This is a genomic window from Cohnella lupini, from assembly GCF_003386205.1.
Classification (GTDB): Bacteria; Bacillota; Bacilli; order Paenibacillales; family Paenibacillaceae; genus Cohnella; species Cohnella lupini.
Genome location: NZ_QRDY01000002.1, coordinates 326,511 through 340,405 on the forward strand (window position 1 = coordinate 326,511; position 13,895 = coordinate 340,405).

General features: G+C 53.5%; 14 protein-coding genes and 2 pseudogenes. 11 read left to right on the top strand and 5 right to left on the bottom strand.

The window, feature by feature from the left end; genetic code table 11:
* Positions 1-198: 198 nt before the first annotated feature.
* Together DFP95_RS05675 and DFP95_RS05680 are read left to right on the top strand one after the other, a co-directional pair.
* Positions 199-555, top strand: coding sequence for a nucleotide excision repair endonuclease (locus DFP95_RS05675; protein WP_115991608.1), 357 nt, complete (start codon positions 199-201; stop codon positions 553-555).
* 26 nt (positions 556-581) lie between these two features.
* Positions 582-1,805 carry a DEAD/DEAH box helicase gene (locus DFP95_RS05680; protein WP_115991609.1) on the top strand — a complete coding sequence of 408 codons (1,224 nt, stop codon included), beginning with the start codon at positions 582-584 and terminating at the stop codon, positions 1,803-1,805.
* A gap of 107 nt (positions 1,806-1,912) precedes the next feature.
* Here DFP95_RS05680 and DFP95_RS05685 read toward each other — a convergent pair whose 3' ends face one another.
* A complete protein-coding gene (locus DFP95_RS05685; RefSeq protein WP_181907278.1) occupies positions 1,913-2,503 on the bottom strand; it encodes a phosphatase PAP2 family protein in 591 nt (196 codons plus the stop codon).
* Positions 2,504-2,618: 115 nt separating this feature from the next.
* Positions 2,619-2,771, bottom strand: a complete 153-nt coding sequence (locus DFP95_RS29785) for a helix-turn-helix domain-containing protein (RefSeq protein ID WP_115991611.1) — start codon at positions 2,769-2,771, stop codon at positions 2,619-2,621.
* A 943-nt stretch (positions 2,772-3,714) separates the two neighbouring features.
* Between DFP95_RS29785 and DFP95_RS29240 the strand changes: the two are divergent.
* From DFP95_RS29240 to DFP95_RS05705, 3 genes and pseudogenes are all read left to right on the top strand, one after another.
* A pseudogene (locus DFP95_RS29240) lies at positions 3,715-4,026 on the top strand (ArsR/SmtB family transcription factor); the annotation flags it as partial.
* 132 nt (positions 4,027-4,158) lie between these two features.
* A pseudogene (locus DFP95_RS29245) lies at positions 4,159-4,575 on the top strand (SRPBCC domain-containing protein); the annotation flags it as partial.
* A complete protein-coding gene (locus DFP95_RS05705; protein ID WP_115991612.1) occupies positions 4,572-5,372 on the top strand; it encodes an alpha/beta fold hydrolase in 801 nt (266 codons plus the stop codon). The pseudogene DFP95_RS29245 and the gene DFP95_RS05705, both read left to right, overlap by 4 nt.
* Positions 5,373-5,526: 154 nt before the next feature.
* Here the strand turns inward: DFP95_RS05705 and DFP95_RS05710 are convergent, their stop codons facing one another.
* Entirely contained in the window at positions 5,527-5,865 is a 339-nt protein-coding gene (locus DFP95_RS05710; RefSeq protein WP_115991860.1) for an ArsR/SmtB family transcription factor, read from the bottom strand.
* Between the two features lie 125 nt (positions 5,866-5,990).
* Here DFP95_RS05710 and DFP95_RS05715 point away from each other — a divergent pair, with 125 nt between their 5' ends.
* The gene (locus tag DFP95_RS05715; protein WP_115991613.1) at positions 5,991-6,539 is read left to right on the top strand and encodes a glycerol-3-phosphate responsive antiterminator; all 549 of its coding nucleotides are present in this window, start codon (positions 5,991-5,993) and stop codon (positions 6,537-6,539) included.
* Between the two features lie 256 nt (positions 6,540-6,795).
* Positions 6,796-8,472 carry a glycerol-3-phosphate dehydrogenase/oxidase gene (locus DFP95_RS05720; protein WP_425453243.1) on the top strand — a complete coding sequence of 559 codons (1,677 nt, stop codon included), beginning with the start codon at positions 6,796-6,798 and terminating at the stop codon, positions 8,470-8,472.
* Between the two features lie 4 nt (positions 8,473-8,476).
* On the opposite strand, the gene DFP95_RS05725 is transcribed toward DFP95_RS05720, so the two are convergent.
* Entirely contained in the window at positions 8,477-9,406 is a 930-nt protein-coding gene (locus tag DFP95_RS05725) for an AraC family transcriptional regulator (RefSeq protein WP_115991614.1), read from the bottom strand.
* A gap of 185 nt (positions 9,407-9,591) precedes the next feature.
* Here DFP95_RS05725 and DFP95_RS05730 point away from each other — a divergent pair, with 185 nt between their 5' ends.
* Together DFP95_RS05730 and DFP95_RS05735 are read left to right on the top strand one after the other, a co-directional pair.
* Complete coding sequence (locus DFP95_RS05730) at positions 9,592-10,326, top strand: ThuA domain-containing protein (protein WP_115991615.1); 735 nt, start codon at positions 9,592-9,594, stop codon at positions 10,324-10,326.
* The gene (locus tag DFP95_RS05735; RefSeq protein WP_115991616.1) at positions 10,323-11,360 is read left to right on the top strand and encodes a Gfo/Idh/MocA family protein; all 1,038 of its coding nucleotides are present in this window, start codon (positions 10,323-10,325) and stop codon (positions 11,358-11,360) included. Before DFP95_RS05730 ends, DFP95_RS05735 begins: the two co-directional genes overlap by 4 nt.
* Before the next feature lie 7 nt (positions 11,361-11,367).
* Here the strand turns inward: DFP95_RS05735 and DFP95_RS05740 are convergent, their stop codons facing one another.
* Entirely contained in the window at positions 11,368-12,174 is an 807-nt protein-coding gene (locus tag DFP95_RS05740; protein WP_115991617.1) for a helix-turn-helix domain-containing protein, read from the bottom strand.
* A 135-nt stretch (positions 12,175-12,309) separates the two neighbouring features.
* Here DFP95_RS05740 and DFP95_RS05745 point away from each other — a divergent pair, with 135 nt between their 5' ends.
* Together DFP95_RS05745 and DFP95_RS05750 are read left to right on the top strand one after the other, a co-directional pair.
* Positions 12,310-13,122, top strand: coding sequence for a phytanoyl-CoA dioxygenase family protein (locus DFP95_RS05745; protein WP_115991618.1), 813 nt, complete (start codon positions 12,310-12,312; stop codon positions 13,120-13,122).
* Positions 13,123-13,324: 202 nt separating this feature from the next.
* On the top strand, positions 13,325-13,885 hold the full coding sequence (locus tag DFP95_RS05750; protein WP_342768186.1) for an NUDIX hydrolase: 561 nt from the start codon (positions 13,325-13,327) through the stop codon (positions 13,883-13,885).
* Positions 13,886-13,895: the final 10 nt, after the last annotated feature.

Below are 13,895 nucleotides of genomic sequence, written 5' to 3' on the forward strand. Positions count from 1 at the left end.
GAAGGAATAATCTAGCTTAACGGAAGGCGATTTAACATCTGTGGAAGCACCGATTAATAAATCCCATTTGTTTTCCCGGCTAGCGCGTGCTATCGTAAGTCTAAATGAAGTAGCGGAGATCGATAGCAAAGGCGCTATTTGTCGTAGGGTCGGCAAGAAGGGCTCTGCGTTTAAAAGATAAAGAGAGGAAGAAAATTCGTGATCCAAATTACCGTTCCGACGCCCGACGTGACCATCTATAAGCAAGCGTCGCCCAAGGAAAGCCATATTAACGGCTTTACCGAATTCCACCTGATCTCCAGGGAAGTGGGCGGAATTTTTATGTTTTACAACGATAGCGGAGAGCTATTGTTCGTTGGCAAAGCGAGGAAGTTACGACCGAGAATAAAGAAGCATTTCGAGGATTCCGTTTCCGACATGAAAAATCATAGGAACGAAGTCTCGAAAATCGAAGTTTGCATCGTGGAAGATCCCGTTCACCGGGAAATATACGAAACGTATATCATCAACGAATTCAAATCCAAATACAACGTGGACAAGGTGTTGTACAGGTAAATACGCGTACCAAGACAGGAGAACCAATGACATTTAACGACTTAAAACTCATCCCTTCCATTCTTAAAGCTCTGAGCATGGAAAACTACACGGCTCCGACGCCGATTCAGGAACAGTCTATTCCGGCCGTGTTGGCTGGCAGGGACTTACTGGGCTGCGCCCAAACCGGAACGGGCAAGACGGCGGCGTTCGCTTTGCCGATCATCCAACTGTTAAGCGAAAAGGGCAAACAAGGCTCGAATCGCCCTATCCGTTCGTTAATCCTAACTCCGACGAGGGAGCTCGCGCTTCAGATCGACGAAAACGTGAAGGCTTATAGCCGATTCACGGAATTGCGTTGCGTGGCCATCGTCGGCGGCGTATCGCAGCGGGAGCAAGAACGCGCGCTCGCTCGCGGAGCGGATATCGTAATCGCGACTCCCGGTCGGCTCATGGATTTATTGAACCAAAATTTAATCCAGCTTCGCAATATCCAAGTGCTCGTGCTCGACGAGGCGGACAGAATGCTGGATATGGGCTTCATCAACGACGTAAAAAAAATCATCGCGAAAATGCCGACTCAAAGACAAACGCTGTTCTTCTCGGCCACCATGCCTCAGGAAATCGCCACGCTGGTGAAGACGCTTCTTGTCAATCCGGTGAAAGTAGAGATAACTCCCGTGTCTTCGACGGTCGATCGCATCGAGCAATCCGTTTACAAAGTGGACAAGGACAACAAGCAGAACCTGCTGGTGCATTTGCTGCAAGACAAAACGATCGTCTCGGCGCTGGTATTTACCCGTACCAAACACGGAGCGGATCGCGTCGTGCGCGGACTCGCGAAAGCGAATATATCCGCCCAAGCCATTCACGGCAACAAATCGCAGAATGCCCGCCAGGCCGCTTTGAGCAACTTCAAGAACGGCACGACGCGCGTAATGGTAGCAACGGACATCGCGGCGCGGGGAATCGATATCGACGAGCTGTCCCACGTCATCAACTTCAACCTTCCCAATATTTCGGAAACCTACGTTCACCGCATCGGCCGTACCGGCAGAGCGGGTCATAGCGGCATCGCAATCTCTTTCTGCGAAACCGAGGAGCTGCCGTATTTGAGGGATATCGAGAAAGTCATCAAGAAGAAGATCCCTCTCGTGGAGAACCATCCTTATCCGATGACGGGCGTTCCCGCCGCGGTTAAGGTTGAAGCGCCGAGAAGTTCGTCGCCGAAGCCGCCGGCTTTCCGAAGCAGAACTAGAGTGAGTAGATAAATCGACTTCAAGACAAATCGTACCGCCATCTGATTGCTCGATGCAAAAGGGCTGTCTCAAAAGGTCATCAAGTGACCTTTTGAGACAGCCCTGTTTTTTGTGCTGGATTAAGTCGATTTGCCTCCGCGCGAAGGGGAATGCGACTTGGAATCGCGCTCCGCGAAAGCACGCAGTTTACCAACGACGAGCTCGTATAATCTCAGGCGCTCAAGAACCGCGAACAAGACGCATGCGCACGTTATGCCGATGGCGAAGCCGACGAGAACATCGCCGGGGTAGTGGACGCCGACCCAGATGCGGGAAAATCCGACGATTGCCGCCGCGCCGATGAATATGGCTCCGATCGGCCGGGAGAATCGCAACAGCATGACGGAAATGGCCGCCGCGGCCGCGGCATGGTCGCTAGGGAAACCGTTGCTTTCGATATGGATCAATAATTGGTTGACTTCCTCCAACTCGGCGAAAGGCCGATCGCGCCAGTAGAGCTTGCCGATCTGCCTGCTGACGCTAACGGTGAGGGCCGCGGCCGCCATTCCGTATAGAGCCATTTTCCGATTTCGGAATAATAGCAATACGAGGCTAAGGGCGAAAAACCAGTCTCCCCAATCGGCGGCTCGGATGAAGGCGTGGCCAAGCGGAGTGTTTCCGTTGGCGTTATCGTTAATGAATTGAAATAATCGAATATCCAAATCCGACAAAATGGGACTCACTCTTCTTTCCGTCGTTCTGCTTTTCGCTCCTTGATTATTATATCTATTATTAGTAGCGAAAAGGACGATCGGAAGCAACAAAATTTTGAATAATTGGATACGGCTATTCGTCGCCTCTGTATTCTTGAGGCGTAACGTTGGTCTCGCGTTTGAAGAATCTTCCGAAAGAGGTCGGAGAGTCGAATCCCACCTTAATGTCGATTTCCATGATCAATTCCGAGGTTAGCGATTGTTTCAGCTTATTTTGCGCCTGCAACTCGATTTAGGCGTTGGCCGGAACGTCCGCGAAGGTAAGCCGGACCTCGCTCAGATCGCAACGTCGGCGGGAGAGAGAATTAGACGGTTTGGACGGGTAACTCGGCGGGAAACGTCAGCTGCGAGGAGAATTAGACGGTTTGGGCGGGTAACTCGGTCGGAAAAGCCGGCGGGAGAGAGAATTACACGGTTTGGACGGGTAACTCGGTCGGAAAAGCCGGCGGGAGAGAGAATTACACGGTTTGGACGGGTAACTCGGTCGGAAAAGCCGGCGGGAGAGGGAATTAGACGGTTTGGACGGGTAACTCGGTCGGAAAAGCCGGCGGGAGAGGGAATTAGACGGTTTGGACGAGTAACTCGGCGGGAAACGTCGGCCGCGAGGAGAATTACACGGTTTAGACGAGTAACTCGGCGGGAAAAGCCGGCGGGAGAGGGAATTAAACGGTTTGGACGGGTAACTCGGTGGGAAATCATCGGCCGCGAGGAGAATTACACGGTTTGGACGAGTAACTCGGCGGGAAACGTCGGCCGCGAGGAGAATTACATGGTTTGGACGAGTAACTCGGCGGGAAACGTCGGCGGGAGAGAGAATTACTCGGTTGTACGTCGCCTTCTCCGTCTCCGAACATCGACTACCGCATCAAGAATAAGGAGCAAAATGACTAATGAGTTTCTTCACGGTAATCCCATGCTCCTCCCTTTGTATTGCTACTCCACTACCTTTTGCATAAGCGTTTAAGACTTTTTTCGGAAGGAGAAAGAACAGCACAAACGATGTCAATGTAAGCTTATTCATGGCTATTGCCAGCTCCCTTATTATTGTAGACGCAATATGCCCCCCCATATGTTTCTGAACGATACGTTAAAGGATAAAAAGTACAAAACGCATAACACGCATTAAATATTCCTTGACAAGAATATTCCATAAAGGGTATATTCAAAGCATGAATTCGACTTGGAGCGCTCTAGCCGAGCCAAACCGCTTTCTTATTGTCGAGCTCTTGCGAGATGGCCCCCTTACGGCGGGAGAAATCGCCGATCGATTGGGGCTTGGGCAATCGCAAGTATCGAAACATCTACGCGTGCTAAGCGAAGCCGGACTCGTCGAGGCGTTTCCGATCGCCAATCGGAGAATATACTCGCTGCGGCCCGAGCCGTTCATGGAATTGGACGTCTGGCTGAAGACCTTCGGCCGAGTCGCGGGGCAAAGATTCGACGACTTAGACGACTTTCTCCATGAGCTTCAAGGAAAGGAGAGCCGGATTCAATCGCTAGCGCAAAATACACTATTGGAGGAAAACGAAATGGGAAGCAAGCCAAACAATGGAATGACTACGACGGTAGGGGAATTGGATCTCGTCATGGAGCGCACTTTTAATGCGCCGCAAGAGCTCGTATTCAGGGCGTTTACGGAGGCCGAGCACGTAGCGCGCTGGTGGGCGCCGTTGCCGTACACCATTCCCGTGTGTAAGATAGACCTACGCCCCGGAGGCATATGGCATTATTGCATGCGGTCGCCGGAAGGCGAAACGCATTGGGTCAGAAGCGTGTACGGCGAGATCAAGCGTCCGGAGCGAGTTTCCTATACGAGCTTGTTCGCGGACGAGAACGCCGTTCCGAACGATATGATTCCCGAGCAATTCGGAACGATGAAATTCATCGAAGTCGAGGGGAAAACGCGGCTCGTTAGCCATATTAAATTCGAATCCCCGGAGGCGCTCAAACTGACCGTAGAAATGGGAATGGAACAAGGCTTCTCGATGGCGCTGGACACACTGGACGGATACTTAAAAGAAATGTCATGAGGCAGGCAATTTCGAAGGACGGCACTAAAATCGCTTATGACTTAACCGGTAGCGGACCCGTCGTGATCCTCGTAGGAGGAGCATTCAGCTTTCGGAAATTTCCAGGCACCTTAAAACTCGCGGATTTCTTATCGAAGGATTTCACGGTTATCAATTACGATCGACGCGGCCGGGGCGACAGTTCGGATACGGCTCCCTATGCGGCGGAACGGGAGATCGAGGATATTGGAGCTCTAATCGAAGAAGCGGGGGGTTTCGCGCATTTATGGGGGATGTCCTCCGGAGCGGTTCTCGCCTTGCGCGCCGCAGCAAGCGGTCTGCCGATCAAGAAGCTGGCGCTGTATCAGCCACCTTTCATGCTAGAGGATAACGGTAAGCTTCCTCCGGCCGATTTTCTCGCGAAGCTTCAAGACATGGTGGACTCCGAACGACGCGGCGACGCGGTCAAATGGTTCATGACGAAGGGAATGGGAGTCCCGGGGTTCTTCGTCGGCATGATGCGGATGATGCCCGGCGTATGGAAAAGGCTGAAGGCCGTCGCCCATACGCTCCCGTACGATTTTGCCATCATGGGGGACACCGTGTCCGGAAAGCCTTTATCCGCCAGGGAGTGGCAAGGCATCCGGGTGCCGACGCTCGTGGTTGACGGCGACAAGAGCCAGGCGTCCATCCGACAATCGTCGCAAGCGATCGCGCACATTCTTCCTAACGCCGAATACCGAACGTTGGAAGGACAAAGCCATGACGTAGCGATGGATGTCCTTGCTCCGGTATTGGCATCATTCTTCAAGGACTAATCCATACCGAAAGAGGCTTCGCCGCCCCGGACGCTTAAGTTAAGCGAAACGGAGAGGCGAAGCCTCTTTTCCTAATATGGAACGCGCAACGGTTCTCCTTTCCGAGAGGATGTCAATTGTCAATCCTTCAAGGGGATACTGTGACGGGAGGTTATTAAATCTTGTCCCCGTCGGTCAATTCCTTGGCTTGAAGCTCAAGCAGATAATCGTCCAGCTGATCGAATCTTTGTTCCCAGATGCGGCGGAAAGAATCCAGCCATGTATCCAGCTCTTGAAGAGGCTGAGGCCGCAGTCTATATATCCGCCGGTTAGCGATCGGATGCACCTCTACGAGCCCGGAATCGCTGAGCACGCGGAGATGTTTGGACACTTGCGGCTGATGCAGCCGAAGCCGATCGGCGATCTCTCCTACTGGGCGGGGACCGTCACGCAACAATTCGACGATGTGTAACCGGTTTGGCTCGGCGAGAGCGCTTAAAGTCATAGTGTTCATGACCTGAATATAATCCAATTTGAATATACCTGTCAAGGAATATAAACTTGGGCGAAACAGTTTGACTTTCCGAATGTCCCGTTTGTATATTTAGGACAGCTTTGAACTCGGTTTGGAGGGGTAGCATGCTGATCAAGAATCAGTCCGTATGGCCGGCGGTCAAAACGCCGAAAGAGATGGAAGCGGCGCTGTCGACTCCGTATGCTTACTTGGTCCTGCTAGGCGGGCATCTCGGCCAATTGCGGAATTTGGTCGAATTGGCGGAACGCCACGGGAAGCATGTGCTGCTTCACGCCGATCTCGTGGACGGGCTGAAGAACGACGAATACGCGGCGGAATATCTATGCCAGCACGTGAGGCCGGCGGGGTTGATCACAACGCGCTCCGCGGTCATTCAGAAAACGAAGCAGAACAAGCTCATCGCGATCCAGAGGCTGTTCCTCATCGATACCGGCGCACTGGAGAAGAGCTATTCCTTGATGGAGAAAATGAAACCGGATTTCATCGAGGTTCTTCCCGGCGTCATTCCGCATATGATTCGGGAAGTAAAAGAGAGAACGGGCATCCCGGTCATCGCCGGGGGGCTCATCCGAACGGAAGACGACGTGAAGGTCGCTTTGGAAGCGGGAGCGACAGCGGTTACGACATCGAAACGGGAGCTGTGGAAAATATAGTCCACGCTCCTTTATTGGACGAAGTGGATGGAGCGCGGGATAAGGCAGAGAGCGGTGAGCTGTTGTTCGTACGATCGACGGTTGGAAAAGAGCGGTCAAAGCGGCCATTGCATTCTCGGAATAACGGTGCTATCATAACCTTAAGTTAATATCGGTCGGAGTTCATGGAGAAGCCACGTAATGGTTTCCGGGGGAAGCTTTAAATCCCCGGAGGCGGTTAACGTGGTTTTTTTATTTAGCCAGAGGAGAGATGACAATGAACGCATACGGAATGTCTTACGCGAAGAGAACGGAAATGTTAGAGGAAATGAGCGATCGTCCGCTCGATTTGCTCGTTATCGGAGGAGGAATCACGGGCGCGGGCATCGCGCTGGACGCGGCAAGCCGAGGTTTGCGGGTCGGGTTGGTCGAGATGCAGGACTTCGCCGCGGGGACGTCAAGCCGTTCGACGAAGCTAGTGCATGGCGGGCTGAGGTACTTGAAGCAATTCGAGTTCGGAGTCGTGGCCGAAGTCGGTAAGGAGCGGGCGATCGTCTACGAGAACGGACCGCACGTGACGACGCCGGAGTGGATGCTTCTGCCATTATACGCCGGAGGTACGTTCGGCAAGTGGTCTACGTCGCTCGGCCTCCGCGTTTACGATTTTCTGGCGGGAGTCAAGAGGGAGGAGCGCCGTTCCATGATGAGCGCGAAGGAAGCTCTTGGCAAAGAACCGTTGCTTAAAAGAGAGGGATTGAAGGGCGGCGGATACTATGTCGAGTATCGCACGGACGATGCGAGGTTGACTATCGAAGTCATGAAGAAGGCGCGGGAGTTCGGCGTACTTGCCGTCAACTATGCCCAGGTCGACTCGCTTTCTTACGACGCGGTAGGTAAATTAACCGGGGCTTTAATCCGCGACGTCATCGACGGCGGTAATTACGAAGTATCGGCGACCAAAGTCGTCAACGCGACGGGGCCGTGGGTCGACGAGCTTCGTAAGCTGGACGGCTCCAAGTCGGGCAAAACGTTACGGCTGACGAAGGGCGTTCATCTCGTGTTCGATCAATCCCGGTTTCCCCTGCGGCAGGCCGTTTATTTCGATACTCCGGACGGACGGATGGTATTCGCGATTCCGCGGCAGGGCAAGACGTATCTCGGCACGACGGACACGAATTACAAAGGGGAAATCGATCGTCCGCGGGCGACGGCGGACGATCGCGTATACCTGCTGGACGCCGCGAACTTCATGTTTCCTGGGGTTAAACTCGGCGAACGCGATATCGAGTCCAGTTGGGCCGGCCTGCGCCCTCTCATTCATCAGGAAGGGAAGGATCCTTCCGAGATCTCCAGGCGAGACGAAATTTTCCATGCACCCTCGGGCTTGATTTCGATTGCAGGCGGCAAATTAACGGGATATCGGAAAATGGCGGAAGCGATCGTGGACGACGTGGCGAAACGGCTTCAGGACGGAGGGTTAAACACCGGCGCGAATTCGGGTGCCCGAACGAAGGAGATGCCGATCTCGGGAGGTGACGTCGGGGGTTCGCGCAACTTCGAACGATTCGTTGCAGAACAGACGAAGGAAGGGATACTCGCCGGTTTCCAAGAGAAAGACGCGGAGGCTATCGCGAGATTCTACGGCTCCAACGCGAAATCGGTTTTTGCCTTTTCAGAGGATACGCGTAATACGGAGTGGGCAGATCGGTACGAACTATCGCTTCGCGTAGCCGCCGAGCTCAGGTACGCCATGGAGGAAGAGATGGCCGTGAAGCCGGAAGACTTCATCGTTCGTCGCAAAGGCTGGCTGTTCTTCGATATTTCGGCCGCCAACGCATGGAAAGCGCGGATTATCGAGGCCATGGCGGAAAGGTCGGGTTGGACGGAGGATCGGCGGCGCCAATACGCGGAAGATCTGGATCGCTTGATCAAGGAAGCGACAACTTCGGCGTAATGGATCAAGCTTCCGCGATCGGCTCCCGAAGCCTATCCTTGAACTGCTTGGGGGAACAGTCGTTGTATCGGCGGAACATGTCGTAGAAGTGGCCAAGATTGGAGATGCCGACGGACTCCGCCACCTCGGCTATGCTCACGTCGTTCGTGAGCAGTTGCTGCTCGGCTTTCTTAATCCGTTTGTAGACGACGAAATCGGTAAACGACATGCCGACCGCCTTCTTGAAGGTTTTGATGAAATGAGTGTAGCTCATATTCACTTTCGCGCAGATGTCGGACACGGCGAGCTTCTCGCTCAGGTTAGCTTCGACGTAATCGACGGCCGGCTGAAGCCTGCCGAGCAGGCGATTGTCGTTATAATGTAACAGCTGGCGGGTATCGTTCCGGAGCAGGAGCAGCAAAATGTTCTTGATGCGGGAGGACACGGCGAGCTCGTAGCCGATATGGCCGTCGTTCATTTCCCGGTAAATCTCGCGGATGAGGGATGCGGTCTGGAGCCTGGCATCGCGATTATCGCTATAGACGTAATTAAGCGAGCTAAGCGGTCGAATAACCTCGGAGAAGTGCTGCATGCTGTTCAGCGTGCTGACGTCCCAATACTTGCGCAGATCGATCTGGAACACGATATAGCTTAGACTTCCGTCCGTGGTTTGCACCGTTACGTGAGGCTCGGAAGAACCGAACAACGCGATATCCCCCTTGCGCAGCACATGCTGCTCTTCCCCGCAGAAGGCCGTAAGCTCCCCCTTGAGAATGAGAAGAAACTCGACCTCCACGTGGTAGTGCCAATCGAGATATTTTTTTTGCTGCAGCTCGCGCTGTTTCTTACGAAGAAAATCTTCAGTAGGAACGTATTCGGAATCAATCTGCCAAATCCTCATCGCGAGGAACGGATTCTGGTAGACGACTTGCTCGTGGCGCATATCTGGATACATGGCACAGGCTCCTTACGGGTGAAGGTGGCGACAGGATCGCGTAACGATATTTTAACATAGCCGCAGTGTAGTGTGTAAGCGATAACAGAATACCGTAAAAATTGAACCCGATAGGCAATCGATTGACTCCCGGTCCTCGGATACAATGAAGAGGAAATTCAACGTTAAGGGAGAGTCTGCCGAAAATGAGCCAATCAATCAACGTAACGGTTTGGAACGAATATCGTCATGAGAAAACGAACGAGAAGGTAGCGTCGGTTTATCCGAAAGGAATGCATGCCGCGATTGCGGAAGGTCTGGACGTTACGGGCAACATTCAAGTGGCGACCCTAGACGATCCGGAGCATGGTTTATCCGAAGCGGTGCTTGACGGAACCGACGTCCTCATCTGGTGGGGACACATGGCCCATGACGAAGTGAACAACGACATCGTGGAAAGAGTGTACCAACGCGTGCTGAAGGGCATGGGGCTGATCGTGCTTCATTCGGGTCATTTTTCGAAAATATTCAAGAAGCTCATGGGAACTTCCTGCGATCTGAAGTGGCGGGAAGCGGATGAGAAGGAACGCATCTGGGTCGTTAATCCGGGCCATCCGATCGTGGACGGCATCGGCGAATATATCGAGCTTCCGCAAGAAGAAATGTACGGGGAGCACTTCGATATCCCGCAGCCCGACGAGCTCGTCCTCGTGAGCTGGTTCGAAGGCGGAGAAGTATTCCGCAGCGGTTGCTGCTACACTCGGGGCGCGGGCAAGATTTTCTACTTCCGTCCGGGTCATGAGACGTACCCGACTTACTACAACCCTCAAGTACGCAAAGTCATTTCCAATGCCGTAAAATGGGCAGCTCCCGTCGATCGCGAATACCCGCGTTACGGCAATGCCCAACCATTAGAGACGATCAAGGGGAATCAAGCATGACGCTTAAAGTAGGAGTTATAGGCACGGGAGGAATTTTCAAATTCGCTCATTTGCCGGGATGGCTGTCTCATAAGGAAGTCGAAGTCGTGGCGTTCTGCGACGCGTTCCGCGCGTCCGCGGAAGCCGCGGCGAAGGATTTCCCCGATGCGAAGGTGTACGACGATTACCGCGAGCTGATTGCGGATCCGTCGATCGATATCGTAGGCATCAGCACGCCGAACCTGTACCATTCGGAGATTGCTATCGCGGCACTTCAGAAGGGTAAGCACGTATTCTGCGAGAAGCCGGATGCCGTTAATCCCGTCGAAGCCCAGAAGATGGCCGACGTCGCCCGCGATTCGGGCAAGCTGCTGATGACGATGCGCAACAACCGGTTCAGCGAGGAAGCGAAATTCGCGAAGAGCATCATCGAGCAAGGCCAGCTCGGCGATCTCTATATGGGACGCTGCGGGTGGATTCGTCGCCGGGGCATTCCCGGGCGCGGAGGCTGGTTCACGACGAAGGAGCTGTCGGGAGGCGGGCCGCTTATCGATCTTGGCGTGCACATGATCGACATGGCGATGTGGCTAAGCGGCAATCCGAAGCCGGTTACGGTATCGGGCTCGACGTACCGCAAGTTCGCGGATCGTCCGGACGCTTCGGGCGCGATTCCCGCGGGTACGTTCGACGTGGAGGATTTGGCGGCCGGATTTATCCGTTTCGATAACGGAGCTTCGCTGCAAATCGAGTTCAGTTGGGCTTCCAACATCGAAGAAGAGAAGAAGTTCTTGGAATGGAGAGGCACGGAAGGCGGGTTCAGCCTGATCAACGACAAGCTGAACATCTTCACGGAGAACAACGGAGTGTTGATCGACCAGAAGCCGCAGTTTACTTCCGCCGCCGTTCCGCAGCACACCGCTAACATTCAGCATTTCGTCGAATGCGTGCTCGGCCGCGAGAAGCCGATCATCACGCCGGACCATGGCGTAGACATGATCAAGATCCTATCCGCTATCTACGAATCGGCCGAGCTTGGCCGGGAGATTAGATTATAAGTTAAACTTACGGCGGGTCTTTGCGATTAACGAAATGCCTTGGACTCATTTGGTAAGCTTTGCGGAACAGCGTCGCGAAGTGATTATAGTTATTGAAACCGACATCGAGCGAGGCTTCGGTGGCCGTCCTGCCCATGTGTTCCATGAGCAAGGCGGCTTGCCGGAGCCTCATTCCGTTGAGATGCTCCAATACGGACACTCCGACCTCTTGCTTGAACAGATGCGACAATCGCGAGGAAGAGAGCCCGACGGACTTGGCTAGATCGTCGATCCGGATTTCGTTCGCCATCGTTTGCGATAGAAGCTGGAGCGCTTGCTCGATTCTCGAGTCGATTTTTTTCTCCAGACGTTGGGCGATCAGCAGAATAATATCCCGCAGGGTGTTCTCGCACAAGGAGACCCAGAAGCTGGATCGGTCTTGGGAATCGTGGAAAAAGTTGCGGAAGCCCGAATAAACCCTCTCTTGCAGATAACCTTCGGGCAAGCCGTGGATCAGTATTTCCTCGTTGGGCAAATAGTCGGATTCCGGTAGTTTGCGGAAATGCGCCCAGAAGAAGTTCCAGCGCTGGCCTTTGACCGTGCCGTATTCATGGGGGACTCCGGCTCTTAGTATTCCGATTTGTCCCGCCCCGCAGCGCTTCTCTCCGGAAGGCGTGCGGAAATATCCTTCGCCGCTCAAGGTATAGACGATAAGCCAGTTGTCTATTCCGGTAGGCCGTCGCAAGTTGTAACTGTCTCCCATATCGAAGTGGTCTCCGAATATGATATCGGTCGGCATGTAGGGATATTTATCGAGTTGATGTTCCCGGATCATGAAACGCCTCCGTTCCTATTCTTAGAAATAGCAGGATTCCGATACTTATTAGCAGTATTCTTACTTCAACTAACATACGGAAAAGATTAATCTGATGTCAAGAAGCAGAATATGCAATCAAGGGAGATATCGGATATGGAGACGACGAAAATAAAGACGCTGACGGAAGAACAGCTTGCCCGGTTCGCGGAGGATGGCTACTTATTGGTCAAAGGATTATTTACGAGCGATGATGTCCGCGTTATCGAAGATACGTTCGAAGAGATGAGCCATACGCCGGTACCCGGATATTTCGAGCCGGACTTGAGCGGGGCGACGGACGATCCTTTGAAGCGGTTTCCGCGCGTGATGCACCCGCATCGGTTCAACGATGTAGCCAAACAATACATGCTTCATAGACCGGTTCTGGACATTTTGGCGGATTTGTACGGCGAAGAAGCATTGGCCGCGCAGAGCATGTTCTATTACAAGCCGCCGGGTTCACGGGGGCAAGCGCTCCATCAGGACAACTTCTATTTGCAAGTCGAACCGGGCAACTGCATCGCGGCGTGGACGGCGATCGATGCCGCGAACGAAGAAAACGGCGGTTTGCTCGTCGTTCCGAAGACGGGCGATTACGAGCTCTCTTGTCCGGCCGAAGCCGATTCCAGCGAATCGTTCACGTCACACTACGTGAAGCCTCCGAAAGGCGAGAAGGCGGTTCCGGTCGCCATGGACAAGGGCGACGTGCTCTTCTTCAACGGCAACCTGATTCACGGCTCTTACCGGAACAAGACGAAGGACCAGTTCCGCCGCGCTTTCATCTGCCATTACGCGAATGCTTCGTCGACCCATATCAACGGACACTATCGTCCCTTGTACCAGGCGGACGGAACGCCCGTCGATCGGGAATTGAATCCCGACGGCGGACCTTGCGGAATCGAGTTCGATGTTCCATTCTATCATTGATAGAAGGGCCGGAGTTAACGGAGAAAGTTCTTTAACACCGCCGCCATGAGCTACAACGAGACGAATCAGCTGAAGAACCCTTCCTCCGCCAAGGCGGTCGGGGGTTCTTTTCGATTGTAGACGACGAATTGTCCCAACCCTATTGCTAGATGACGCCGGCAGGAGTATAAATGAAAGAAACAACATCATAGAGCAGGTGACCGTGTTGGAGGTTAAGTTTTGTTCGTCGTGCGGCAAAGAAATGGAGACGCGGGACGTCGATGGCACGTTAAGAAGAGCATGTACCGAATGCAGCTTCGTTCACTGGGGCAACTACAGCGTCGGCGTCGGCGCGCTTGTCACTAAGGACGATAAAATATTGCTAGTCCGCCGGGCGCAAGAACCGGGCAAAGGATTCTGGACGAATCCGGGCGGATATATCGAGCAGCTGGAACCGATCGAGGATACCGTCAGGCGCGAGGTTCTGGAAGAGTGCGGAGTAGAAGCCAGGGTTCTGGGAGTCGTGGCATTGCGCGATCAGCCGAGAATCATTCATAACCTGTACGTGGCCTTCTCGATGGAATACGTGAGCGGGGAGCCGATTCCGGACGGCGTCGAAGTGGATGCCGCGGGGTTCTATAGCTTAAGCGAAATGGAATCGATGAACGTCGCTTCGTTCACTCAGTGGTTGGTCGACGTTGCCCTAAGAAGAGAGTCGGAAGGACTTGCCGTTGACCGCACACCGGTCGTTCCGTTAAACGGTTACGGGTTGTTTAGAATATAATTATTAATTG